Consider the following 24101-nt stretch of genomic DNA (forward strand, 5'->3'; position numbering starts at 1 on the left):
CAGCCTGCGCCACACTCTAGACAACTTCGGGATGCTCGGATCGACGCGTCCCGGTCCCGCCCGACCCGGTGCGCACGGTCCTCCGCAGCCACGATGATTATCGGGACGGGGAGACCCTCCCCTGCTCCGCCAGGAATCGGATCAAATCGTGCAATTCATCGCGAGACAAACCCGCGGTGAGCCCTTCCGGCATCAGGCTGCCGACGTCTCTCATATGCTCCACGTCGGCTTTGGCGATGCGGTGAACTTGATTTGCGGAGGGGTCGCGCAGTTGCCATTCGTCCGGAGTTTCGCGGATTTTGTAGCCCGTGAATTCGTCGCCCGCTTTCGTTGTAATGGACGTGGCCATGTAACCCTCTCGGATCTGGCGGCTGGGCCAGAGGAGGGATTCGATCAAGAGCTCGGGACTCCGACCAGCGCCGACCAGAGTAAGATCGGGTCCCGCTTCCCCGCCCTGTCCATCGAGTTTGTGACAGGCGCTACAACTGGTAAGATTCGACAAGAAGATCGTTCGTCCCCGCCGCACATCCCCGTTCTTCATGGCTGCTTCCGCGAGCGATTTCACCAGAACAGGGTCGTACGTCGACGGTTGATGGTCAATCCCCATGGCCTGGTGCAGCACGTTCATCAGGGCAGCGTCGCCTCGCCCGCTGTTGTTCAAAGCTTGCCGGGTTCGACGGGCGGCATCCGCGGCAGGCGCCTTCGCTTGCCAGGCCTGCGTGAGCACCGTTGCGCCGTCCTTGCGGTTTAGAATCGGCGCGAGCAGTTGATTAACGTCCGCCTCTGCGGTCACGCCGCCGAGAACCTCAGTCACCGTGCGCGCGGCGGCGACCAAATCGACGGTGGCCAGGGCGGCAATGGCTGCTGTTCGCACGGGGAGCGGAGCGGCGGCGGACACAGCCAGGGGCTGAGCCCATCGGATAGTTTCCTGGCCCAAGAGTGCGGGTGTCGCACCGAGCGCGGCGACCAGAACCGTTGCGTCGTTGTCCCTTCGCGCCAGTTCAGCCCGGACGGCGTCCGCAGCTTCAGCGACGCCCCAAGCGCCGGCCAGCGCCAGGCCGTGGGCGCGCAAGGGGAGACCGGGTTCGGCGATGAGCCGGCGAACCGGCACGGTGAGATCGCCGGTGGGCTTGCGATGGTGCACGGCCGCCGCGGTGAATAATTCCTGAAGAACGGCTGGGCTGTGCGGCGCGGCGTCGAGCGCGTAGCGCAAATCCGGGCCGGACCCCACGGCGGCCAGGAGCGCAAGGATGCGTTCCCGCAGCGCCGCATCGAGGCCGGGCCTCTCGGCGAGCTGCCGCAGCCATCCGGCGGTTTCTTTGGTTCGCTCGGATTCGAGGACGAATCGGAGATGCTCCGGCTTGTCGGCGAGCGAGAGCGTGCCTTGGGCCAGGGCGGGATACCAAAGCGGTCCGAGCGCATGGACGGCCTGGGCGAGCGCATAATCGATGAAACGATCGCGCGGCTGATCCAGCGCTTGCGTGGCGACCGCCACGGCTTCGGCGGACGGAATGTAACTGCAAGCCACAATCGCTTCCAAGCGGACTCGCGGATGCGGATCTTGGATCTGCCTCCGGAGCATCGCCAAAGGATCGGGCAAGCGCGTTCCCCAGTTTCCGATCACTCGCGTCCCGTAGGCGCGCGCCCGAAAATCTTTCGCGTGCAAGAGTCGATCCAGCCAGAGTGGACGGAGGGTTTCGTGGCCTTCGCAGAGGCCGATGGCCTGGACGAGAAGCTGTTCAAACTGAGGATCGTCGGGGGCCAGAGCGGCCACCCACGCATCGAGCGCGGCCATGACGGCCGGAGTCGGCTGGCCAAACAGGATGGTCTTGGCGTTGTGCCGCGTCAAACGCTCGGGAGAGCGGAGCAATTCCAAGAGCTCGGCGGTCGTTCGGCCCTCGAAGCGAGGCGCCGTGACCACCGGCCGGTCCTTCGCGTGGATCCGCCAAATGCGGCCGCGAGTCTTGTCGCGGGTGGGGTCACGATAGCTCGCCTGATAGTGGCCGATGACCGGATTGTACCAATCGCACACGTATATCGCCCCGTCAGGACCGATCCGAACGTTGATCGGCCGAAACTCCCGGCGGGACGACGTCAGCAAATCGGGCAAAACCGCGCCGGTAAAGCCGGCGCCTTCGTCCTCAAGCCGATGCAGTTGCACGCTATTGCCCATGAAGCCGCCCCAGACCACGCAGCCCTGCCATTCCTCCGGCAAGTGCTTCGTGCCGATGATTTCGACGCCGGTATTGCGCCGGTCCGGAACGGCCATCGCCCAGTAACGCAAGGGTCGCAAGGTGGGAATGGCCCCGGCCGAAGTGTAAAAGCCTCCGCTGTAGGCGCCGGAATTATGGAAGGTCTGCCCCCAGTCGTCGTGGGTCACACCCTGACAATTCAATCCGGCGGTCGAAAGATTGAAGAAGCCGTCGAGCCGCCCGGTGCGCGGGCGGTAGCGCCAAACGCCGGCTTTCTCCAAACGCGCAATGCCCCGGGGTGTTTCCACGCGTGAGTAAACGTGGTGCCCCTGGGTAAACCACAATTCCCCGCCGGGCCCACGCTCCAGGCCGTTGATCATCTGATGCGTGTCGCCCGTCCCAAAACCCGAAAGCACCACCGTGCGAACGTCCGCCTTGCCATCACCATCGGTGTCGCGCAGATGAACGAGCTCCGATCCCTCCGCCACATACACGCCCCCATCGCCAAACTCGAGGCCCATCGGGACCAGCAGATGCTCGGCAAAGCGGGTGAACCGGTCAGCCCGTCCATCCCCATCCGTGTCCGCGCACACCAGCAGATAATCGCCCGGCTTGGCGCCCGGCTCGATATGGGGATAGGTCGGTGTGCACAAAACCCAAAGGCGGCCGGCATCATCCCAGCGCATCTGCACTGGCTTGATCAACCCATCCGCTTCCGAGGCGAACAGGTTGACCGCGAACCCTTCCGCGACCGTGAACGATTGCCGTTGCGCTTCCGGTGAATGGTCCGTGGCCGAAGGCTCGGCGCTTCGGACGTCTGAGCGCTGGCTGGATACGGCCGGATTAGCCCTCACCGGAGCGAGCGAACGCCCCAAGCGAACAGCGTCGGCCAATTCATGAATCTGGGTTTCGGCCGCTGCCAGAATCGATTGGAACTCCTCCAACTCGATGCGCAAGGCCGGCCGGTCGCCACCCGGTTTCCCGAAGAGCTGCTCCGTGCGATCGCCATAGGCAAAGGACCAATTCATCGGGCGCCAATGATCAAACCACAGGCGGTTCTTTTCCCGAATCGCCTCACTCAAGGCGGGCGACGCGATCAAGGCCGGAGTGGCCACCCCGAGCGAGGTGGCAATGACCGCCGCAAGGGTGACGTGAGCTTCCGGCGTGAGATGCATCCCATTGACGGTCAGTTTCTCCTTCAGGCCCGCCAACGGCGTGAACAAATCCACGAAGACGAAACCCCGGCGATCCGCCAAGCGCCGGATCGCGTCGGTGTAGGCTCGCACCGTGTCATTCATCCCGGTGAGGTCCGGCATGTGGCTGGACGACGGGGGCTCGAACGGGTGCGGCGAAAGCAAGACGACCCGACGCGTGCGTTTCTCGAACTGATCCAAGAGCGCTTCATAAGCAGCGATGAAATCGTTCAGCTTGGAAGGGCCATCCATGGATTCGATTTGCCCAAATTGGGCGATGATGACGGTGGCGCGAGCGGCCACGAGTTGTTCGTTCCAGGTGCCGAAATTCAAATCCCGCCATTGCTCGTAAACGGTGTCCCCTTCCCAGGCCATGTTGCGAAACCTCGGCTGGACGCGGGCGAAGTGCGCGGCGAGCAATGTCTCCAGCGCGGGGGCGTGGCGCAGCCGGACGAGGTCCGTTTGCCCGGTGAAGACGACCACGTCGTTGGTGGCCAGATCGAATCGCCGTCCCGGGAACGGACCGGGTGGCGCGAGGGAGGCGTCCAGCGGACCCAGCCGGGTCGCGGCGGGGGTCGAGGGCAATTCGAGCAAGACGATGTCTTTATAGGCCACCGTGCCCTTCATCCCTCCGTGAATCTGCAGCGCGATCATGCCGCTGTTGGCGATGGAGCGGTCGGTCTCGGTGAATTCGATCGTCTGAACGCCGTTCAACCAAAGGAGAATGCGCTGATCGATCGCGCTGATCCGATATTCATGCCAGCCATCGGGCCCGACGGCACGCAAGGCCCGTTCCAGAGCGCTCTTGGTTGGCGTGGCCAGCATCCGGTTGCGCCGGCTTTCGTCATAGAGATGGCCGTCAACCCCCGTGCCGATGTCGGCCTGATAGCCGATGACTTCGTGGTGGTTGGGAATGCGTTGACTGCGGAATTGCACGCCCGCATTCAGCGCCGCGCTCCCTTCAATCTTGAACTTCAAGCGAAGCTCGAAATTGACGAACTCGCGCGTGGTGGCGAGGAACTCGTTGCGGGGCACGGCGCGATCAGGCGAGCCGGCGGTGATCGTGCCCGCCTCGATGCGCCACGTGCCGTTCGTATCACCTTCCCAGCCCGTGAAGGTTCGTCCATCGAACAGGGCGACACCGGATTGAGCCCAACACGCCGCGGAGGGCGCGAGCACGAGAAGGATAACGCCTGCGACCATCGCGAGGGCGAGTTTGCCAAACCGGACAGGCTGGGATTCCGCGAGTTGGTGCATGCGGTTTTTCTAAGCCAGCACTGGAGGCTTGGCAACGCCTCCTTTCGGCCGTCCGTGCCTCACCGTGTATCCCGATGTTGTTGGTAGGGCGGGCCTGTCCCAGCCCGCCGCCCACGGGATGCAAAACATCATGCTCTGGCGGCGCGCCGGGACGGACGCGCCCTACCTGCATCACCGGCAACATCGGGATGCACCGCCTGCCTCACGGCGCTTCCGCTCGCGCCAATCTGCCGCGACGATCTCCTCCCGCTCCGTGGCGGATCGTGAAGCTCGCTCGCAAGATGGAAGCCTCGCTCGAAGATCATGCTTTTCTGAGGTGAAGGACCGACATGACCTTGTGGCCTATTCTCGGTGAGGCTACCCGAATGCGGCTGGGTCGGGATTAAAATTTGTCTTTCCGCAACACGCGTACGTCGGACTCGAAGGCCACCATGGCGTAACGCGGAAAAAAGTCCTGCCCGAGCTTCTGCAGGAGATGGTCAGCGGTCTCGGGCCGAACAATGACTTCAATCTGGATGTTGGCGAACTCCGGGATGTCGCCCGGGCGTTGGCCGCGTGAGCCGTCCCCTTCGACAGGGAACAGGGTGTGGCCGTGCGCGCCGACTTCGTGGAGCAACTTGGTCACGGCGTCCTTTGCGTAGGCTTCGCAGACGATCGTGACGAGTTTCATCGGGTGCAGGTTCATGGCTTCAAGAGTAGAGTCGGCGGGCGATTTCCAGGTAAAGTGGAATGCCCAAGGTGATGTTGAACGGGAACGTAATGGCGAGCGAAGACGTGAGGTAAAGCGTCGGGTTCGCGTCGGGCAAGGACATTCGGATGGCGGCCGGAGCGGCGATGTAGCTTGCACTCGCGGACAGAGCACCCAGCAAGGTCGCCCCGCCGAGTTCGAGACCGGTAACCTTGCCGAGGTAGACTCCGAGTGCGCCGTTGACCAGGGGCACGATGATTCCGAAGCCGAGAAGAAAAGGGCCGACTCTTTTCAAATCGCCGAGCCGCCGGCCGGCCACCAAGCCCATTTCCAAGAGGAACAAGGTCAACACTCCCTGAAACGGGGTGACGAAGAACGGTTCGACTTTCCGCATCCCGGCCTCCCCGCAGAGAGCCCCGACGACCAGCGCGCCCACCAGCAGAAAAATACTGCGGCCGAAGAGCGCCTCGTGCATGGCGGTCTTGAGAGATGCCCCGGAGTCCGCGCCGGCTTGCTTGGTCGCGAGTTTTCCCAGCACCACGCCCACCAGGATGGCGGGCGACTCCATCACGGCGAGAAAAGCCGTGGCGTAACTCTCGAACGGCTGGTCAATGGCTGTGAGATAGTTCGTCGCGGCGTCGAACGGCTGGTCAATGGCTGTGAGATAGTTCGTCGCGGCGATGAAGGTCACCGCACTCACGGAGCCGTAGTGGGCGGCGATGGCCGCGGCATCCACGGCGGAAAGCTTTCCCCCAAAACGCAACAGCGGATAGGTCCACAGCGGAATCAAGGCGCCGAGCCCCATCGTGGCCAGGGCGGGCAACCAGACCTTGGCGATGCCGGCCTCGGCGATGGCGACGCCACCCTTGAACCCGATGGCGACGAGGAGATAAATCGTCAGGCCGATGTAGAGAGGTTCGGGAAATTTCAGGTCGCTCTTCGTGAGCGCGGCGATCAGGCCGAGCGCGAAGAACAATACGGCGGGGGACAGCAGGTTGGCGCGGATCGCGTCGAGGATTTCCATGGTCAGCGCGGCCCTGCAATTCCGGACACGGTTTGTCGCTTTTGGTTTTTCGAGCGCGATTCGGTGGCCAGGCGCGTCTGGAAGCGCACCCCCTGCTTCCGCAACGCATCGTCATGCGCGCCCAGGCTTCTCACCGCCAGCAGGCCGGTATCGTGGCCGCCGCCGCCGGCCATCGTCGCGACACGAATGGCCCCGGTGCCGCCGATGCCGAACTCCTTGCAGGACTCGGCGGCACGCGATGCGGGCTCCGCCATGGTTCCGGGATTGTAGGTTTCGTTCATTCTATTTCGAGTCCTGCGCGAGGAGGGAAGGGTTCATCGATTTCCTTGCGGGGCTGTCCAGTCGCCCTCTTTCGCCGGGAAATACTTTTCCAAGGTCGAGCGTCCCGGAGGTCTTGTCAGGAGGGATACCAAGATCATCACCAGCGCCGAGCCGATCACCATGGGCATCACCGGGAGATAGCCGTAGACCAGGACGTTGCCGGAGCTGCGCAGAAAGAGGTCGCCCAGGGGCGGGAGGATTTGCACGAGGGGTTGTCCGGGTTTCGGCGCGATGCCGGCCGACATGTCGTAGAGATACCAGGAACCGGCCATGGTGGCCGCCACCCACAGCGCGGAGGCCAACGCCCCCCATTTGGTGCTGCGCTTCCAGAAGAGCGCTGCCAGCATGATGGGCGCGAGCGACGCAAACCCGGAGAAGGCAAAGCGGATGGCGAGTTCAAAAATGCCCGCCTTGTCTTCGAGGGCCAGCGTGATGAAGTAGGCGACAACGGTGATGGCAACGACAAAGATGCGGCCCGTCCAGACCACGGTCGCGTCGCTGAAGCGTTTCGCGCCGGCGTAGTACGACACGATGTCCTTGGTGAACATGGTGCCGAGCGCGAGAATCTGGGAATCGGTCGCCATCACGCAGGCCATGATGGCCGCGCCGAGGAAGCCCGCGACGATCGCCCCCGTATTCGCGGTGAGCAGGCGGAGAATGACATCATCCGACTCGCCGGGCTTGAGGCCGGGGAATTGATCGGCCGCGACGAGCCCGAGGAACACGCTGGGCAGCCAGATGGCCGCGATGCAGAGCGGATAGAAGATGACCGTCTTCTTGAACGCCGTCACCTTCTCGGAAGTCATGCACATGATGGCGATGTGCGGAAACATGATCGCCGAGAGCGGAATGAAGGTGTAGCTGAAGAATTCCTGCGGGGAGATCCGAGCGCGGGTGAGCAGGCCCTCGGTCTTGGGATTGGCCGCGAGCCGTTCGACGATGTGATCGAAACCGCCTAGGTTCTTCGCGATGAGCACGAAGGCCAGCGTGCCGAAGGTCAGGAACATCACGGTTTGAAACGCGTTCACCCAGGCCGTGCCGCGCATGCCGCCGAAGAAGACGTAGCTCATCACCACGAGCGCAACCACGGCGCTGCCCAACTCGTAGCTGATCCAGTGCTTCGGTTCCAGCCCGGCCTGCCCGCTCCGCATCACCTCGACCATGACAGGATTGCCTGCGGCATCCTTCACCGTGGTCAAAGTCTCCAGAGTATGGCCGCCGCCCATCATCCCGATGATGATGTAGGGCACGAGCATCAAGGCGGTGAGCGTGAAGATGACCGTGCCGATGAAGGAGCACTCCCACCGGTCGCGGAAGAACTGCACCTGGGTCATGTGGCCGAAGCGTTTGCCCAGAGCCCAGAGCCGCGTCCCGATGAAGAAGATGGTGAGCGGAATGACCAGCCCCGAGGCGGAGGCCATCAAACCGTAAACCCCGATGCCGCGTTGATAGGCCAGACCGGAGCTCCCGAGAATGGCGAAGGCCGTCATGTTCGTGCCGAAAAGCGAGAGCAGGAACACGTAGGGCCCGAGCGAGCGACTGGCGACGAAGTAATCCTCCCCGGTGGCCCTCCCCTTGCGGAAGGCGAAGATGCCGATGTAGAGGATGACGGCGAGGTAGGCGAAGACGACCAGTGCGGGTATAGAGGTTTGCCCTCCGGTTGACCATCCTCACGATACGGTTCGGTTTTTTCCAGATGCGCGGGCCAGGCAAACTTCACGAGAACCCACATCCATGCGGCTGCGGCCAGCGAGTAGGCGGCGTGATAGGCTAGGCCGATGGGCACGAAGCCGAAGAGCAGCGGCTCAACCCGGTTCCAGTTCCAGAAATCCTGGTGGAGCACGTAGACCGCAATGGTCAGCAAGGCAAGGAGGGTGAATTTCATCAGAAACGTCCCGCTAGTTGAAAAATCGCTGCCAGACTTCCGAGCCACCCAGGCAGAGCGCCGCGAAGAAGTCGAGGCAGAAGATGAATTGCGGGCAGCCAGCGATGAACAACGCGCCGGCGCTCTTGCCGGCTGAGAACACAATGTTGCGCCGCGCGCTGGAGACCTGGTTTCGCGCGCACAACATCAAGCCGAACGTCGTGGCGGAGTTCGAGGATCTCGCGCTGATGAAAGTGATGGCGGCGGAGGGTCGCGGCTTTATCGCTGTGCCGACCGTGGCGCTGAAGGAAGCCGTGTCCCGCTATCAATTCCGCAGCCTCGGGCAGGCGACGAGTTGCCGCGTGAGCTTCCACGCCCTCACCGCCGAACGCCGCATCGCGCATCCGGCCGTGTCGGTCATCACGCACCATCCGCTCACTTAGCGCCATCGCCAAAACGTTTTCGCAACACTCCGGAGCGAAACGCGAGCATGACGATGGGGCTCGGGGTCACGATCTGGAAATTGAGCCACGGCGGTGTAATGGCGTCGAGGTTCGCGGCATTGATGAAGAAGGAGCACAATTCCTCCGGCAGCAGCGGCGGCCACAGTTCGGATTGAAATTCATGGACGCGCATCTTTCCACCATCGCTTCACTTCCCCGCCTCCGTCCGCAGCATGACCTCGTTGCGGCGCAGAAATGCCGGCGTCCACGGCGGATCGAAATAGCCATACACCGGCGACGACAGCACGCCGAAGCGTTCCGCTTCCATCCACGCCTTTAACCGCGCCAGCGACTCCGCTTCCTGGTTCGCGTTGCGCGCGCCGCTGAAGCGCAACACCACGAACCGCCCCGCCGCCAGCTCGCTGACCCTCACCGCACCATCCGACGGCCTGGGAACTTCGCCCGCTTTCATCTTGGCCGGCATCACGAAGGCCATCGTCGTGTTCGTTTCGCTGCCCGACATGAACACCGGCGTGGTCATGGCGATCTTCTGCTTGCCCTCGTTGCCGCCGGTGATGAACCGGAACAACCGCATGAAACTTCCGTCGCTCCCGTCCCGATTGCCAGCGCCCATCGGTGTCTCCACCACCGTGAGCGCCGGGTAATCGCGCACCTGAAACCTCCCATCCGACCGCACGACTGTGTAAGTCGCGGACTCGTAACCCGCGCGCGTGGCCTGGCAACCCGCGAGCGCCAGGCCAATCACCACCACGAGAATCAACAGCGCAATCCACATCTTTTTCACCGCCAGAAACTAGCAAAGCCACCTCGGCAAGGCGACTGAAGAACGTCCGGCCCGGCTTTCGAAGAAGGTGGCGGGGCGCCAGCGCCTCCCCATCCGCCTTGAGCGAGCGTGGAGAAGTGCGAAGTTTCGCCAGTTCGACCATGAAAGATGCTCATGGATGGTGCGGACATCCTTCTGGAACAACTCCGCTATCAGCACCTGCGTGGTCCACACGTTTTCTTCCGCGAACCGGCACAGGATGCGTGCAGGGCCGTGCTCCGTCTGGTGTAGGACCGGTTTGCCGCCGGGTGATTGGTTGGCCGATGTCATGGTGAATCATTCTCTGCCATAGCCCCGCATGCGGGCTTGGATGTGCGTCTTCTCACCCTCTCCTCCATTCCGAGTGGAGGAGAGAGAGTGAAAACGCCGCGCGGTGCGCATGGCTGCACCTCAAAGTCCGTCACGGGCGCCGTTGTTGGCGTGGATGTGCTCACCGCTCGCGCGGCCGCGTCCTGCTCCCTCTCTTCGCGAGGAACGAGCGCCCTGCAGAGGTTCATCGGCCTGAGGCCCGAGTCTGCGCTGGTGCGTTTACCGCCGATCTCCACCGATATGCGGCGAGTGCGTTCAGTTCACGGACAAAAAGTTCATCGCCCGCCACGGCGAGATGCGCCCACGTTTCCTCGCTGGTTAACTTGCGCTGGTCGAGTTGGTCGTACTTGTCCTTGTTCGCGCGAAGGAGGAACAACTGTCCGCGCTGATCAAGGGCGAGGATGAGATTGCCTTGCGCGACGAGACTCCAATATTTGCCGAAGGATTTGTCGCTGGTCCAAAGCTCACGGCCGGTTTCGACTTCGATGGCCATCACGCGCTGGCTTTTGAGATGATTGTAGGCCACGCCGTCCCTGATGACGGGAGTGCTCATGTAGCCCTGAGCTTTGTGCTCCCATGCCTCGCTGACCGTGAATTTGCCTTCGGCCCGCGCGACTTTGAATCCAATCGTCTTGCCGCCATAAGTGCTGGTGAAGAGCATGTCCTTGTGGACAACGGGCGTGAGGATGTTCATGCCGCGAAACGCTTCGACGGGTTGTTCCCAGAGCACCCTGCCATCGACCGGATCGATGCCCGCAAGCTTCTCCCGTGTCTGCACGACGAGTTGCCTCAGGCCTCCAAGTTCCGCAAACACCGGCGACGAGAAGACGCTGCCCCACATGCCACCCTGATCTTTGAGCGTGCGCCAGACCAGTTCGCCACTGCGCCGATTCAGCTTCACCAAGCTGGCGCCGGCCTGCACATACACCGCGTCGCCGTCCACCAGCGGTGAGCAGACGAATCCGAAGTCAGGCAACGGCGCCTCCAACTTCTTCACGAAGTCAAACCGCCAGCGTTCCTTGCCGGTCTCTACGTCGAGGCAGACCAGCACCTCCCTCATCCCCGCCACGAACAGGCTTTCGCCATCGCAGGCGGGCGTGGCCCGAATCCAGTCGCCGTTGGACTTGGCAAAGAACGGCACAGTCATCGCACCCTCCCACGGCGCGCGCCAGAGTTGCTTCCCGGTCTTCCGGTCGTAAGCGGTGACAACCTCGAACTTCTTGTCCTTCGTCTCGGTGGTGAAGACCCGATCGCCCGAGACGATGGGACCGGAGTAACTCGGCCCCAGTTCCACGCGCCAGGCGAGCTGGAGGTGATTCGTGTCGAGCTTCTCCGGCCAAGCTGGTCCGTTGAACTGCCCGTCGCGATGAGGCCCGCGCCATTGGGGCCAGTTGGATTCAGCGGCGGCGGCAGTGGCAAGCGTAACCACGAGGAACAAAGAGAAGAGTTTCATGGGGTGCGAAAGGCTGTAGACTTGGGGGTTGAATGAAATGGAACGGAGGCTGAATGGACCAGCGCCGCGTCGATTGCCACTGAAAGTTTTTTGATCGCAGCCTCGTCAGCCAGGCCCGCGACACGCATTTTGATTTGCCCATCCCTCCCGATCACGAGCACGTTGGCCACGTTCTTCTCGTAGCGAAACGCGGCACAATGGGCGCCCGACCAGTCCATCATCACGGGATAAGTGCGCGTCTCCTGAAACTTCCTGCGCACCTTTCCGCGCAACAACCCCGGGACACCGCCCACATCGGCCAGGCCGCGCAATTCGATTCGTCCGGCGTAACGCGCCTTCAGCGCCGCCACCCAACCATCGATCTGCTCCGAACCTTTCTTGTCGGCGATGGTGAGGACGACAATGTTGGTGGAGGGAAAGTCAAGGCGTTGTGGGGCGTCGTATTGGTCGCGCAGTTCAAGCGAGACGGGAACATGAATCGGCCGTTTTGGTAACTCACCCGCGTTGCTCAGGCAACCGGCAACAAGTCCAATGAGCCAAACGAAGAGCAAGGATTTCATGCGGCTTTCGCAAGGTTCCGATGCGCAATCCGTCCGTAACGGCGTCCCTTCCACTCGGCTGGGCGTCCGAGAAGATGACGCACCAGCGCATGCCACTGAATCGCCAGCAGCGCCAGAACACCGAGCGGATGCAACAGCGCACTGCCGAGCGATTGCCGAAATAACGCGACTGCGACAAGGCGCGGCAGGAAGGCCAGCGCCGTCGCCACGACAGCCAAGGTCAGACCCAAGGTCGAGAGCAGCGGAGCGAAGGCGCAGAGGATCAGCGGCACTACCTGTCCACCGAGCAGCAGCGCCGTCATCGGCACGATGGTGCCGGGCGCGGCAAGGCCCTCGGTGGCATTCTTTCCCAATCCGCGCCAGGTATCAGCGTTGGTTTGATACATGCGGCATGTGGCGATGTCGGTAGCGTCGAAGAGGTCGGTGCGGAAGCCGGCCTGGCGAAAGACGCGCGGCAGCTTGATTCCGTCGTGAAGCGAATCGCGAAGTCTCGAATGTCCCCCGCACTTTTCATAGGCGTCTCGTCGCGCGATGAACAGCTGGCCGCATCCGGCGGACATGGAAGGCCAGCGCGTCCGCCGCATGGCATGCATCGGGAGGAAACCGAGCAGGACGAAGTGGATGAGAGGAAGCAGAAGTCGCTCGCTGAAGGTGCCGAGTTCCTGCCGCGGCACGCCACTGGCCAGGGCGATCCCGGAACGAGACATGAAGCCGCCCAACCTCGCCAGCGCATCGGGGGCCAGACGCACGTCGGCATCGATGAAGACAAGCAAGGGATGGCGCGCCAACCCGGCCAGCACATGGCAGGCGTGCTGTTTGCCGCACCAACCGGCGGGCAGTGGCGGGGCGGATTCAAGCCGCACCCGCGCGTCGCGCGCGGCGAACTCGGCGACAATGCTCGCCGTAGAATCGATCGAATGGTCATCGAGCACGATGACTTCACAATCCGCGTCGCGATGGGCCAGCACGGCCGTCAGTGTGGCGCGAATATTCTTCTCCTCGTTGCGCGCGGGAATCAGGACGGAAATGGGCTCGCTGCTGGCCGATTTCGGCTTTCTCAGCGAACGGTAAACCAAAAGGTTCACGAGGAACAGTCCGCATGGAATGGCCGCGAGAATCAGTGCGACGAAGGCGAGGGTGTCGAAGTTCATTTGGTTCCATGCTCCTTCTTGAAAAGTTCCCCCCGCAGCTTGGCCTTGATGGCACGCCCGAGATCGTAGAGGCCGCCCTGACCCGCGCCTCCGCGCAGGAGCGTCTTGAACCCGGATGGGTCGCGTCGCTGCGCCTCGAGCGACAAGGCATCCTGGACGGCCTCAAGCTTTTGCTCGAAGACTGCCGTCCACGAGTCAGGCGTGAACTGAGGGGCGTGTTCTCGACGCACCTCCACGGGTTCGCCAAAACGGACGAGGATTTCCGGCAGTCTTTCCTCCCAGAAGACGAACTCCATCGCCATCGGGACAAATTCCGCGCGCTCCACCCGGGCGGCCAGATGCCCGAGACCAGATTGAAACTTCACTGGCCGTTCACGCACGTCGGCAAAGCAGCTCTGTGGGGTGACGGCCAGCAAGTGTTCTGGCGACTGCAGGATGGCCTGGCTCGTCCGAAGGAACTGAACCGCACCGCGACGAGTGCCCTGCTCCACGCCGAAGAAGCCGAGCTTCGCGAACATCCCGTAGCGCGCGAGCATGGCGGCGTCGATGGGCGCGAAGAGTTGGCGTTCGGGGAAGAAGATGTCCTTCATCACCAGGCCCACCAGCGGATCCCACCATGAGGCGTGGTTCGTATAGACGACAAGCGGATGACCGGCGGCGTCAGGCGGCAATCCATGGATCGAAACCCGCAGCGAGTGAAAATGCCGGCGAATGTAGCGGCGGCAATACCAGATGAACCATCGGAGGAGAACCGGAGAAATCGGCGGCCGAGTCGAGGTTTGCGGCAGGCCCCTTCCGCGGTCCATCGCCTCGGAAGTGCCTCGCACTTCCAAAGCGCCAGCGGACTGGCGGAGTCCAAGACCCGGCGGCAGCGGGCTGGTTTTGGCGGCGTTCACAGGTTCTTCAAGACTTCACACCCCGGCCAATTCATGGTGGGACGGCTGGGAGAGAGGCGTGTCGGCGCTCCGTCGCTCGGCCACGCCATCTTTGTCAAGGGTATCCGCGGCGATCCATCCGCTCATCAGCACCATCGGCATGCCGGGTCCGGGATGCGCGGCGCCGCCTGCGAGATAGAGCCCCCGCAAGTCCGGTGAACGATTGCCCGGCTTGAAGGCCCCGAGGAACTTGCCGTGGCTTGCGAGGCCGTAGATGGCGCCGTCGAGAACGTGATAGCGATCGTGAATGTCCTGCGGAGTCAGCGTGCGTTCGAACACGATGCGCTCTTCGAGGTCCGGCATCTGGCCTGTGGTCTTGAGCTTCTCGAGGATCGTCTGGCGATAGGCCGGCAGCATTTTCTTCCAGTCGTGATGCGGCCGCAGATACGGCGTGTGCACAAGCACGTAGAGCGCTTCACCGCCTGCCGGCGCGGTCGCAGGTTCGCTGCAGGTGGTCGCGGCGAGATAACACGTCGGGTCCGGAGCGGGCTCGCCCTTGTTGTAAATCCAGTCGAACTCCTCATGCGGATCGCGGCTGAAAACGAAATCGTGATGCGCAAGATGGTCGTAACGCTTCTTCAAGCCGAGGTAGAGGACCACGCCTGAACACGCGGCTTCATAGTTGCGACGCTTTTCGAACTTCCGGCCAACGTCACCGTTGATGAGTTCGCGGTGGGTGCGCACGGCGTCGCAGTTCGACACGATGGCCCGGAGCGGAATCTCTTCGCCGTGATTCGTGCGCACGCCGGTAACGCCGCCGGCCTGCGTCAGAATCTTCGTGATGTAGGTATTCGTGTGAATCTCGACGCCGAGTTCACGCGCGAGTTTCTCCAACGCGACCGGCACCGCGCGAGTGCCGCCCATCGGGTACCAAATGCCTTCGTCCGTCTGCATGTGGGCGATGCCGCAGAGGATGGCGGGCGAGCCGTAGGGCGAGGAGCCGACGTATTGCGTGAAGTGATCCATCATCTGGGCCACACGATCGTCGGGGGTAAAGGAACGAACGGAACCGGCCACGCTGCGGCCCATGCGCATCGAGAGCACGTCACTGAGCACGGACGGATCGAACGCGGTCTTGAAATCGAACATGTCACGCAGGCCGCCAATGGGTTTGTAGAAGAAGAAACGCTGCGAAATGTCGTTGAGGCGCTCGCTCCACTTGAGGAAGTCGAGATAACTCTGGCCGGAGTTCGTGCCGGGAGCGAAGCGTTCGAGCTCACCCGTCATCTGCTCCGGGTTCTGCATCAGATTCAGCACCGACCCGTCCTGGAAGAAGCACCGCCACTGCGGATCGAGCCGCACCATGTCGAGGTAATCCTCCATCTTGCGATCCGCCTCGGCGAAGATGCGGCGCAGCACAGAGGGAATCGTGACGATGGTCGGACCCATGTCGAAGCGAAATCCGGCGCCTTCGAGTTGCGCCGCCTTGCCGCCGAGCCATTCGTTGCGTTCAAAGAGGACGACCTTGTAGCCGCGGGCCGCGAGCACGCAGGCCGAGGCGAGGCCGGCCAGTCCGGCGCCAATGACGCCAATGCGGTCTTGAGAGGAGTTTTTCATAGATTCGATTGCTTGGATGTTTTGGTGCGGCGGGAAAGTGAACGGAAAAGCGCAACCAGGGCGCGGGCGCGTTGAAGGAGGCTGCGTCCGTGGGTCAAGCCGAGGTAAGCCTGGAACATCGCCCCGTCCTGGGGATTCGGCGGCTCGAACGCCGGACGAAACTGACCGCGGTTGACGGTGATCACTTTGGACGCGGTCAGCTCGAGCAAGCCCTCCGCGCCGCGCGTCACCCCGAAGCCGCTGCGCTTGCGTCCGCCGAACGGGAGGTGGGCATCGGCGGTAGGAACGATGAGATCGTTGACGCTGACCACGCCTGCGTGAAGGCGCGCGGCGAGTTCGCGCGAGGCGGCGTGGTCACGGGAGAAAACGCTGGCACCGAGGGCGAACGGGGATTCATGGGCCCTCGTCACGGCTTCGTCGTCGCTGGCGACTGTGGACACAATCAGCACAGGCGCGAACAAATCTTCCCGCAGAAGTCGGCTGCCCGGGGTTGCGCCACCGAGCACCACCGGGGCGAGAACGCTGCCGTCATGGTGCAGACCGCCCGCAATGAAATGAACGCCGGCAGCCAGCGCTTCTTCAAGCACGGGTCGCACGCTCGCGGAAAGGAGAGGCTCGAGCCGGAGCGAAAGCTCGATGGGAAAGGCGCGGGCCAGCCGGCCTTCGAGTTCGGTGGCGATGGAGCGATGGACGAAGACGCGCTTGGGCGCCATGCAAGTCGCGCCGGCATTAAGCGTGAGGCCGAAAACGAGGGCTTTCGTCACCAGATCGAGATCCGCGTCGGCGCGAACCACGACCGCATCCGAGCCGCTGAGTTCCATCGTCGCGGGAATGAGATGCGGAGCGAGTTGCTGGAGAATTGTTTCGCCAGTGGCGGCGCTGCCCGTGAAGAGCACCTTGTCGGGACGGGCCTCGATGGCCGCGCGGGCAGCGGCGGCGGATTCGGGCAGCAGCGAGACGAGCTGGGCGGGGAACCCGGCGCGAACGATGAGTTCGATCAACGCCAGGGCGGCTCCGCTCCCCCCCACCCCGGGCTTGAGCAGGACGGCATTGCCGGCAACGAGGGACTGAATCAGCTGCACGCCCGGCAACAGGAGCGGATAATTACCAGGGCCAATGATGAGGACGACGCCGAGGGGTTCGCGATGAATCTCACGCCGGACGCCGGCAAGCCAGAGAGGCAATTCGCGGCGGCCCAGGCTTCGTTTGGCCAGGATGGACGCCGCATGGCGTTCGAGGAAACGACAGGCCTCGGCCAGGGGGAGCACTTCGGCGGTGAGTGACTCGAGCGCGGGCCGCTGGCGGGCGGAAGCGGAGGCTTCGGCGAGTGTAGAAGCGTGGTCGGCAATCAAGTGACGGAGTTCCCGAACGCGGTCAAGCCGTTCTGTGAGCGGCGTATCGGCCCATCGCGTTTGTGCGACGCGCGCCGCTGAGAGAGCAGCAGGAATGGACGCCATCTCCACCCGCGCGAGACTCACGGCGAGGCCGGCGGAAGCGTTGTGGGTCACCATGTTCACGAGGTGGGTCCGGAATGGAGTCCCAACCTGTTCCCCATTGCGGCGAAGATGCCGGTCTTCTCCTGAGAAACCGCCGGTCGCTCGTCGGGTCGGACGGAGGTGAGAGGCTCGGAGGGAAGGCCGAACTCCTCGAGCAGAAGGCGCGAGCTGATGCGGGCGCTCTCAAAGATGACCGGCAAACCGCTGCCGGGATGCGTGCCACCGCCGACGAGATACATGCCGTCGAGATCCTCAAATCGATTGTGCGGGCGCAGGTGCAGCATCTGGTCGAGCGAATGCGCGAGGTTGAAGGTCGCGCCGCGATAGATTTCGTAACGCGAATCCCAGTCCGCCGGCGTGATGACGCGCTCGTAGCGGACGCTCTTCTCGATGTCGCCGTAGCCGGCTTGCGCGATTTTATCGAACAGGAGTCTTCGGAAGCGTGAACGTTCCTTGGTCCAGTCGATGTTGGGATGCTGATGGGACACCGGGGAGAGAACGTAGAGCGCGCTATGGCCCTTGGGCGCGAGCGTGGGGTCCGTGACGCAGGCGTTTTGGACGTAGAAGCTCGGGTCCTCGCTGAGAACGTGTTTGTTCTCAATGTCGTCCAGATTCTTTTCGTAATCGCCGGCGATGTGGATCGTGTGATGCGGCAGATCGAAGGTGCCTTCGACGCCGAGGTACATCATGAAGGTCGAGCAGGAGTATTTTTTCCTGGCCAGCTTCTTGTTGGTCCACTTGCGGCGCAGGTGGTCGGGCACCATGCGCTCCATGGCGCGGGCGAAGTCGGCGTTGACGACCACGGCGTCCGCGCGATGGATACCCTCACGGGTGCGGACGCCCACGGCCCGGCGACCGGTGAAGAGGATTTCTTCGACCGGCTCGTTGAGACAAATCTCCACCCCGAGGCGTTGCGCGACACGGGCCATCGCGGCGGTGATGGCCGCGCACCCGCCGATCGGGTGGAACACGCCGTATTCGTATTCGAGAAAGCTGAGGATGCTGAACAGGCTCGGGCAGCGAAACGGCGACATGCCCAGGTATTTCGACTGGAAACAAAACGCGAGCCGCACACGCTCATCCTTGAAGAAACGCTTGAGATAGGTGTCCACCGACTGATGCGGACGCAGCATCGGCAGCATTTTCAGCAGCCGCATCTGCACCAGGTCCTGCCAGCCGAGGAAGGGCGTTTCGAGGCACGGCTCCATGGCGGCGAGCTTGGTCCGGTTCTCGTTCAGGAAGCGCCGGAAGCCGGGCGCATCAGCGGGAGAGAGAGCAGCAATCTGTTTCTCCATGTTGGCGACGTTGGGCGTGCAATCGAGCCTCCCGCCGCGGCCAAATTGAATGCGATACTGCGGATCGAGCCGTTCCATCGGCACCTCGTCCCGCAGGCTGGTGCCGGCGGCGCGGAAGATTTCGTCGAGCACGCGCGGGTAGAGGAAGAACGTCGGGCCAAGGTCGAATTTGTAGCCATCGGCCTCGATGCTGGACGTGCGCCCACCGATGACCGGGAGGCGCTCGAGAACTTTGACTTTCACGCCAGCGGAAGCGAGAAGGATGGCGGAGGCGAGTCCTCCGGGGCCGGCGCCGATGATCAGGGTTTCTTTCGTCATGCGAAGGGGAGTTCGTTTTGGGTCAGTGTGGATGCTGGGACGCGTTTGGTCGGAATCAAACCGGTGAAAAGACCGCGAGCGGCGGCGCGGGCAGAGTCCCAGCGGCCGCGCAGGCTGGACGGGGCTTGGCGAATGCTGCTGTCAACCGCAGCCAAGCCGTCGAAAGGAAGGGCGCGCCTGACACACGTGGGAGTGGGTGGGATGGGGGCCGCTGTCTTGGGCAGAGGCGTGGCGACGACAGGCGCGACAAAGTCGATGATGCAAGAAAGGTGCATGATCAGGCGGCAGCCGCGAGGCGCGGTTGCACGGAGGAAAGACCGCCATCCACGGCGATGACTTGGCCGGTGAGCCAGCTCTGTTCGGGGTCGAGCAGCCAGGCGACGGCACTGGCGACTTCGTGCGGCTCGCCGATGCGACCGAGCGGATGGAGCGCGGCGCTGGCTTTGAGCGAAGCTTCGTTCCGCGTCAGTGACTCGGTGAGCGGAGTGCGCGTAAGGCCGGGGGCCACGCAGTTAACGCGAATGTTGTAGCGGGCGTAAGTGGCGGCGGCCGATTGAGCAAGGCCGACGACGCCAGCTTTCGCAGCGGCGATCGCTTCGTGATTGATCATCCCGCGCTGGGCGACGGCGGAAGACATCAAGACGATGCTCCCACCGCCCGAACGCATCATGCGGGTGGCGGCGGCGCGGACCACGTGGAACGCGGTGCTGAGATTGGCGCTGAGGGTCTGGGACCATTCTGCGCTCGTCGTCAGGTGAGCAGGCTTGAGGAGAATGGAGCCGCAGCAGTTCACAACGCCCTCGAGGCGCGGCCCAATTTGTTGCATGAGGCGGAGAAGACATTCTCGACGGCTTCCGCGTCGGTGGCGTCGGCGGCCTCGGTGTGGGCGGTGAGTTCTTCGCCCAGAGCGACGAGGCGTTCCCGACCTCGGGCGCTGAGAGACACCTGCCACCCCGAGGCGGCCAAACGACGTGCCAGGGAGGAGCCGACACCGCCGGTCGCGCCGAAGATCAACGCAGTGTGAGCTGTGCGTGACTCAGTCATGGCTGCCGCGAGGGGCGAAGCGCTGCGAGTGGCTGTTGCTCGATGAAGGCTTGTTGAACACGTCGTCGCGGGTCGCAGGCTGTTGATCCTTCTTCGACTGGGCCTTCACCTGTTTGGAAGCTTCGAGGAGGCCGAGGAGGACGATTCCGCTCATGACGAGCCCGAAACAGAAGATGGGGAAAAGGTAGTTGAACATATTAGTTTCTCCGGTTGTTGGTGGCCGTGGCGTGCGTGAGCAATGTCAGGCGGACTCCGACCCAAAGGATGAGGATGCTCGGTACCCAGAGGCCGACATAGACGCCGTAGTCCTGATTGACCAGGAACCACAGGGCGACGCTGGCGACGAAGCTGGCGAACGAGGCGAAGAGAAAGTAGTAATCGATTTTTTGGAACATAGATCGGGGCAGTTGAGGGTGGGTTGGGTGAAACGGATCAGGCAGCGGTCGAAAAGAAGTCGCGCTCCTCGAGGAGGCGTCGGAGCCGGCTCAGCGCAACGTTTTGCAACTGGCGGATGCGTTCGCGGGTCAGGCGCATGATGGCCCCAATCTCCTCGAGCGTCTTCTCCACTCCACCTTCCAGGCCGAAGCGGAGCCGGATGATGGCGGCCTCGCGGGGAGGGAGTTTCGGGAGGACTTCCTTCAGCAATTCATAGGAATCTTCCTGGTCCAGGTTGAACCCGGGCAGGGCGGCGTTTTCGTCGGGGACGACATCGGCGAGACGGCTGGAATCGTCGTCGCCGAGCGGCGCATCAATCGATGCCGGGCGGGCGGAAACGAGACGCAGCTCACCGATGCGATCGCAGGTGAGGCCGAGCTCGGCGGCGAGTTCCGTATCGGTGGCATCGCGGCCCAGTTCCTCGCGCAAGCGCATCTCCGCGCGGCCGAGGTGATAATTCTGGTCCACAACATGGACGGGCAGGCGGATCGTCTTGCCCTGGCTGGCGAGCGCGCGGCGGATGCTCTGGCGAATCCACAGCACGGCGTAGGTCGTGAGCTTGGCGCCTTTGCACGGGTCGAAGCGATCGACGGCCAGCATGAGTCCGATGTTCCCCTCGTTGATAAGATCCAATAGAGGCATGCCAAGGTGCTCGTATTCGCGGGCGATTTTGATGACGAAACGAAGGTTGGCCCGAATCAACCAGTCGCGCGCAGCGCCGTCGCCGCGGCGGATGCGGGCGGCGAGTTCAATTTCCTGCGCGGGCGTGAGCAGCGGGACTTCGCCCACAGCACTCATGTAGAGGGCCAGTGCGTCGGGACGCCCCCGGTAGTCTGAGGACAACGCTTCGCTTGAACGAACGGAAAACGTCCCGTTCGGAACATCCTCTGAATTGGCCCGCGGGCTTGAATCAGCGGCGAAGGCATCAGTCATCGCCGGGACTCGATTGGCGGAGGCTCCGGCGCGCCGACGCTGCTGGCGGCAGTTTGTTCGGGGCGATTTGGTTTCGAGTGTAGCGGTCATGATGATATGAGTGAGAGGTTGCGTTTCGCTGGCTGGAGTGGAGAGCGCCGGGCTCTCCCACCAGCGTGGGGTTCTCAGTTGGGCAGCACCACGGTATCGATGACGTGAATGACGCCGTTGCCGGAAGCGACGGCCACAATGTCCTTCGCCTTTTCGTCGCGCTCAGCGCGAGCCACACCCAGGACAAAGGACGAGGGGATGATGGCAGTGAGGGTGAGGATGCGGGTGGTTTTCATGGTTTTACGTTTGTTTGGCAGATCGTTGTGCGGTAAATCTGAATGGCCACCACGAAGCGAGTCGGCTTGGAGAACCGGCATCCGATGCTCCGGCGTTGAGCCTCGCTTGCGTTGTCCCTTCGATGTTCACGTTTCGATTTCATGTTCATTTTGCTGCCAAGCAGTACTGAACTTGTCGAGAAGATGCCTAATTAGTTCTTTAGTGTCAATATTTTGTCTCATATTTTTTCGACACCCCTTTTAACCGGCTTGATTCGAGCAAGTTATGCAGCATTTTTTCCCCGATTTTTGCCCAGGAAAGCGAATCCTTGGCAAAGGCCATTTGCAAAACGTCGCTGCTTTGTCACATTTCTGTCTACTTTTATGACTGAAGCCCAATCAGCAATCAGAGTTGTTGCTCGACGAACGGGTTTGAGCGGCCGCGTCATGCCCGCCGACCACAACCTCCTGGTCAAAATCGGCGCCACACAGGTGAAAAATCTCGTGGACTTTTGCTCCAATCTCGACAAGTTGCGCGAACCTTAGAAGAAACTGAAAAGATGAAACCGCTCCTCTCCCCTAACATCGACAACAAGGGCCGCCTCATTCGCGGACTCGGCGCGCTGGCACTGTTCGTGGGCGCGGGCTTTAGTTTCGCCCTGTCCACCTGGCTCGGCATCGCCCTATTGGCCTCGGGCCTGTTCGTTGCCTTCGAAGCCTTGCGCGGCTGGTGCGCGCTGCGCGCGTGCGGCATCAAGACAAAGTTCTGACGAGAATCGATTCGGAGGTTCCTCCGTGGGGAGATCCCCTCGATGGATTGTCATCAGAGGACCGATTGAACCTGCCACGGCGCCATGGGGCGCCGAGCTAACGATTCGTCGAACGTTGGAAGCTTTCGAAGGCCGCGATTGGATCGAAGTCCGCTCCGGAATGAATCGCGGCGTCAAAGCGCAGACGAAGACTCTCCCCGCGCTTCACGATCACGGCGCTCTTGTCGCCCTGCTTCATCGCGGCGCGGCCGAAGGGGTTCGCGACAAACACGCCATAGTCGCGGTTGTGCCACCAACACGTGCGGAAGTTCCTCGGATCCGCCAATAGCGTGACGCCGATGGGCTTGCCGTCCACCGTCCCGGAATAATCACACCAGTCCGCAGGCTGGCCCCAGGTGCTCTTCGCCGACTTCAGTCCGGCGCTGCTCGTGATGACGCCGCCGTTCCTTTCGCTGATCGAGGTCGCAACGCGTGCGGCAAAGCCCATCTCCTCCTGATCACCGAAGGTGAAGTCGCCGTCTTCGGAACGGAACGTCGCGTCCCAACCGAGCAGCCAGGCGTTGGTTTGAGCCGTGAGCGCGAATCGGTTGGTCAACGAGCAGATCGTCCGGCCATCGGGCGCACGCAGGCGGCATTCGGTGGTGAACGTCAGACGACCGCCACGGACCGTCGGCGGCTCGGCGAACCGCACGTGCTCCATCCGTCCCTTGTTGCGCCAGAAGTCCACACCACCGATGTCGCCAAACGCGAGCCAGATGCCGGGATGCATCGTGTCGTGGTCCGTGGCATCCACGCCGGCGACGGGTGGGTGATTGCGCGTGACCTTCGTCCCGCCGGGCGCGTGGACATTCGAAAAATAGGGTCGAAGGATCTTCTCGTCGCGGAAGACGAACTCCGCCACAGGCTGGCCGGAATGGGCGATGACGAGGCGGTCAGGCTGTTCGGTGAAACGGAAGCCGTCGCCCTTCGGCCACGGAGCCGGCGTGGCAGCATTGGCAACGACGCGCCGGGCCTCGCCCGGCACGGTTGAGGCACCCGAAAAATCCGACCGGACAGCGCTCGGCGCCCCGGCTTTCTGCGCCAGCAGATACGCTGTGACGTCCGCCGCGTATTGCGGTGACAACACCGTATCGTAGGCCGGCATGGCCGAAGTGGCGGCGGTCTTGCGCGACTTGATCGCCGATTTCGGGATGACCTGACGCTGACCCGTGGCGAGGCCCAGAGTGAGATTAAGCCCGCTCTCCTCCAGCAGAATGCCGGAGAATTCCGCGTCCGCGGTCTCCACTGTTTGCAGGTTGAAGCCCTCGGTGATAACGGCGTTGGGATCGAGCATCGACTGGACGATATGCTTCGCGGTCGCGCGATCCCCCAGCGCGGCGAGGTCGGGGCCGAAGTTGTTGCCGCGTTCGCCCACTCGATGACAGTTGAAACAGCCGACGCCACCCCGAGCGTGGAAGAGCCATTCGCCGCGCTCGCGATTGCCCTGCGAAAGGGCGACCAAGGTCGGATCGAGGGATGTCGCATCGGACGGCGGCGTCAGTGCGAGCGGTTCGAGGACGACGATGTAGTTGCCCTTGCCGCCGGATTTGCCGTCGTCGGTGTTGCCGCCGATTTCAACGCGCCCGGCCGGAAATTCGCGCGTGTAGAGCTGGAAGGTCCAGTGATCGGCACGAATGGTCTGTGCGGTGCGCTGGAACCGTTCGCGCAACCACGC

At 62.8% G+C, this 24101-nt stretch carries 23 protein-coding genes; 2 read left to right on the forward strand and 21 right to left on the reverse strand.

Features of this window, described 5'->3' with window-relative positions:
* Positions 1 to 97: 97 nt before the first annotated feature.
* The 6 genes from FJ404_11290 to FJ404_11315 form a co-directional block, all read right to left on the reverse strand.
* Positions 98 to 4642 (reverse strand): DUF1080 domain-containing protein, encoded by a 4545-nt coding sequence (locus FJ404_11290; GenBank protein MBM3823450.1) that lies wholly within the window; start codon positions 4640 to 4642, stop codon positions 98 to 100.
* 382 nt (positions 4643 to 5024) lie between these two features.
* Positions 5025 to 5327, reverse strand: coding sequence for a transcriptional regulator (locus tag FJ404_11295; GenBank protein ID MBM3823451.1), 303 nt, complete (start codon positions 5325 to 5327; stop codon positions 5025 to 5027).
* 4 nt (positions 5328 to 5331) lie between these two features.
* Positions 5332 to 6354, reverse strand: a complete 1023-nt coding sequence (locus FJ404_11300; protein ID MBM3823452.1) for a sodium-dependent bicarbonate transport family permease — start codon at positions 6352 to 6354, stop codon at positions 5332 to 5334.
* A 2-nt stretch (positions 6355 to 6356) separates the two neighbouring features.
* On the reverse strand, positions 6357 to 6635 hold the full coding sequence (locus tag FJ404_11305; GenBank protein MBM3823453.1) for a hypothetical protein: 279 nt from the start codon (positions 6633 to 6635) through the stop codon (positions 6357 to 6359).
* Positions 6636 to 6668: 33 nt separating this feature from the next.
* Positions 6669 to 8096 (reverse strand): hypothetical protein, encoded by a 1428-nt coding sequence (locus FJ404_11310; protein ID MBM3823454.1) that lies wholly within the window; start codon positions 8094 to 8096, stop codon positions 6669 to 6671.
* Positions 8097 to 8161: 65 nt separating this feature from the next.
* Positions 8162 to 8560: a DUF3311 domain-containing protein gene (locus FJ404_11315; protein MBM3823455.1), complete on the reverse strand. Its 399-nt coding sequence runs from the start codon at positions 8558 to 8560 to the stop codon at positions 8162 to 8164.
* Between the two features lie 83 nt (positions 8561 to 8643).
* On the opposite strand from FJ404_11315, the gene FJ404_11320 reads away from it, so the two are divergent.
* The gene (locus FJ404_11320) at positions 8644 to 8982 is read left to right on the forward strand and encodes a hypothetical protein (protein MBM3823456.1); all 339 of its coding nucleotides are present in this window, start codon (positions 8644 to 8646) and stop codon (positions 8980 to 8982) included.
* Here the strand turns inward: FJ404_11320 and FJ404_11325 are convergent.
* From FJ404_11325 to FJ404_11390, 14 genes are all read right to left on the reverse strand, one after another.
* The gene (locus FJ404_11325) at positions 8975 to 9175 is read right to left on the reverse strand and encodes a hypothetical protein (GenBank protein ID MBM3823457.1); all 201 of its coding nucleotides are present in this window, start codon (positions 9173 to 9175) and stop codon (positions 8975 to 8977) included. The genes FJ404_11320 and FJ404_11325 overlap by 8 nt on opposite strands.
* Positions 9176 to 9190: 15 nt before the next feature.
* Entirely contained in the window at positions 9191 to 9787 is a 597-nt protein-coding gene (locus tag FJ404_11330; GenBank protein MBM3823458.1) for a heme-binding protein, read from the reverse strand.
* A 532-nt stretch (positions 9788 to 10319) separates the two neighbouring features.
* Entirely contained in the window at positions 10320 to 11588 is a 1269-nt protein-coding gene (locus tag FJ404_11335) for a pyrrolo-quinoline quinone (GenBank protein ID MBM3823459.1), read from the reverse strand.
* Positions 11585 to 12148, reverse strand: coding sequence for a hypothetical protein (locus FJ404_11340; protein ID MBM3823460.1), 564 nt, complete (start codon positions 12146 to 12148; stop codon positions 11585 to 11587). The genes FJ404_11335 and FJ404_11340 overlap by 4 nt, the downstream gene beginning before the upstream one ends.
* The gene (locus tag FJ404_11345) at positions 12145 to 13299 is read right to left on the reverse strand and encodes a glycosyltransferase (protein MBM3823461.1); all 1155 of its coding nucleotides are present in this window, start codon (positions 13297 to 13299) and stop codon (positions 12145 to 12147) included. The genes FJ404_11340 and FJ404_11345 overlap by 4 nt, the downstream gene beginning before the upstream one ends.
* A complete protein-coding gene (locus FJ404_11350; protein ID MBM3823462.1) occupies positions 13296 to 14195 on the reverse strand; it encodes an acyltransferase in 900 nt (299 codons plus the stop codon). Before FJ404_11350 ends, FJ404_11345 begins: the two co-directional genes overlap by 4 nt.
* A 15-nt stretch (positions 14196 to 14210) precedes the next feature.
* A complete protein-coding gene (crtI, locus tag FJ404_11355) occupies positions 14211 to 15791 on the reverse strand; it encodes a phytoene desaturase (protein ID MBM3823463.1) in 1581 nt (526 codons plus the stop codon).
* A complete protein-coding gene (locus FJ404_11360; GenBank protein MBM3823464.1) occupies positions 15788 to 17302 on the reverse strand; it encodes an aldehyde dehydrogenase family protein in 1515 nt (504 codons plus the stop codon). Before FJ404_11360 ends, crtI (FJ404_11355) begins: the two co-directional genes overlap by 4 nt.
* A gap of 2 nt (positions 17303 to 17304) precedes the next feature.
* Complete coding sequence (crtI, locus tag FJ404_11365) at positions 17305 to 18900, reverse strand: phytoene desaturase (protein MBM3823465.1); 1596 nt, start codon at positions 18898 to 18900, stop codon at positions 17305 to 17307.
* A 277-nt stretch (positions 18901 to 19177) separates the two neighbouring features.
* Positions 19178 to 19726, reverse strand: coding sequence for an SDR family oxidoreductase (locus tag FJ404_11370; GenBank protein MBM3823466.1), 549 nt, complete (start codon positions 19724 to 19726; stop codon positions 19178 to 19180).
* Positions 19690 to 19944: an SDR family NAD(P)-dependent oxidoreductase gene (locus tag FJ404_11375; GenBank protein MBM3823467.1), complete on the reverse strand. Its 255-nt coding sequence runs from the start codon at positions 19942 to 19944 to the stop codon at positions 19690 to 19692. Before FJ404_11375 ends, FJ404_11370 begins: the two co-directional genes overlap by 37 nt.
* The gene (locus FJ404_11380) at positions 19937 to 20140 is read right to left on the reverse strand and encodes a hypothetical protein (GenBank protein MBM3823468.1); all 204 of its coding nucleotides are present in this window, start codon (positions 20138 to 20140) and stop codon (positions 19937 to 19939) included. Before FJ404_11380 ends, FJ404_11375 begins: the two co-directional genes overlap by 8 nt.
* A gap of 1 nt (position 20141) precedes the next feature.
* Complete coding sequence (locus FJ404_11385; protein MBM3823469.1) at positions 20142 to 20339, reverse strand: hypothetical protein; 198 nt, start codon at positions 20337 to 20339, stop codon at positions 20142 to 20144.
* A 37-nt stretch (positions 20340 to 20376) separates the two neighbouring features.
* Positions 20377 to 21312 carry an RNA polymerase sigma factor RpoD/SigA gene (locus FJ404_11390; protein ID MBM3823470.1) on the reverse strand — a complete coding sequence of 312 codons (936 nt, stop codon included), beginning with the start codon at positions 21310 to 21312 and terminating at the stop codon, positions 20377 to 20379.
* Positions 21313 to 22177: 865 nt separating this feature from the next.
* Between FJ404_11390 and FJ404_11395 the strand changes: the two genes are divergently transcribed.
* Complete coding sequence (locus FJ404_11395; protein ID MBM3823471.1) at positions 22178 to 22387, forward strand: DUF2892 domain-containing protein; 210 nt, start codon at positions 22178 to 22180, stop codon at positions 22385 to 22387.
* A 97-nt stretch (positions 22388 to 22484) separates the two neighbouring features.
* Here the strand turns inward: FJ404_11395 and FJ404_11400 are convergent.
* Positions 22485 to 24101 (reverse strand): c-type cytochrome (locus FJ404_11400; GenBank protein ID MBM3823472.1); only part of this gene is annotated, 1617 nt, incomplete at its 5' end.

It is taken from the genome of Verrucomicrobiota bacterium (assembly GCA_016871495.1).
GTDB lineage: Bacteria > Verrucomicrobiota > Verrucomicrobiia > Limisphaerales > VHDF01 > VHDF01.

Coding starts and splice junctions, on each gene's coding strand:
- FJ404_11305 (MBM3823453.1), bottom strand. CDS start 6,635: ATGAACGAAACCTACAATCCCGGAACCATGGCGGAGCCCGCATCGCGT.
- FJ404_11295 (MBM3823451.1), bottom strand. CDS start 5,327: ATGAACCTGCACCCGATGAAACTCGTCACGATCGTCTGCGAAGCCTAC.
- crtI (MBM3823465.1), bottom strand. CDS start 18,900: ATGACGAAAGAAACCCTGATCATCGGCGCCGGCCCCGGAGGACTCGCC.
- FJ404_11380 (MBM3823468.1), bottom strand. CDS start 20,140: ATGTTCAACTACCTTTTCCCCATCTTCTGTTTCGGGCTCGTCATGAGC.
- FJ404_11340 (MBM3823460.1), bottom strand. CDS start 12,148: ATGAAATCCTTGCTCTTCGTTTGGCTCATTGGACTTGTTGCCGGTTGC.
- FJ404_11325 (MBM3823457.1), bottom strand. CDS start 9,175: ATGCGCGTCCATGAATTTCAATCCGAACTGTGGCCGCCGCTGCTGCCG.
- FJ404_11345 (MBM3823461.1), bottom strand. CDS start 13,299: ATGAACTTCGACACCCTCGCCTTCGTCGCACTGATTCTCGCGGCCATT.
- FJ404_11335 (MBM3823459.1), bottom strand. CDS start 11,588: ATGAAACTCTTCTCTTTGTTCCTCGTGGTTACGCTTGCCACTGCCGCC.
- FJ404_11360 (MBM3823464.1), bottom strand. CDS start 17,302: ATGGTGACCCACAACGCTTCCGCCGGCCTCGCCGTGAGTCTCGCGCGG.
- FJ404_11390 (MBM3823470.1), bottom strand. CDS start 21,312: ATGACTGATGCCTTCGCCGCTGATTCAAGCCCGCGGGCCAATTCAGAG.
- FJ404_11315 (MBM3823455.1), bottom strand. CDS start 8,560: ATGAAATTCACCCTCCTTGCCTTGCTGACCATTGCGGTCTACGTGCTC.
- crtI (MBM3823463.1), bottom strand. CDS start 15,791: ATGAAAAACTCCTCTCAAGACCGCATTGGCGTCATTGGCGCCGGACTG.
- FJ404_11395 (MBM3823471.1), top strand. CDS start 22,178: ATGAAACCGCTCCTCTCCCCTAACATCGACAACAAGGGCCGCCTCATT.
- FJ404_11375 (MBM3823467.1), bottom strand. CDS start 19,944: ATGACTGAGTCACGCACAGCTCACACTGCGTTGATCTTCGGCGCGACC.
- FJ404_11290 (MBM3823450.1), bottom strand. CDS start 4,642: ATGCACCAACTCGCGGAATCCCAGCCTGTCCGGTTTGGCAAACTCGCC.
- FJ404_11320 (MBM3823456.1), top strand. CDS start 8,644: ATGAATTGCGGGCAGCCAGCGATGAACAACGCGCCGGCGCTCTTGCCG.
- FJ404_11300 (MBM3823452.1), bottom strand. CDS start 6,354: ATGGAAATCCTCGACGCGATCCGCGCCAACCTGCTGTCCCCCGCCGTA.
- FJ404_11370 (MBM3823466.1), bottom strand. CDS start 19,726: ATGCAACAAATTGGGCCGCGCCTCGAGGGCGTTGTGAACTGCTGCGGC.
- FJ404_11385 (MBM3823469.1), bottom strand. CDS start 20,339: ATGTTCCAAAAAATCGATTACTACTTTCTCTTCGCCTCGTTCGCCAGC.
- FJ404_11310 (MBM3823454.1), bottom strand. CDS start 8,096: ATGGCCTCCGCCTCGGGGCTGGTCATTCCGCTCACCATCTTCTTCATC.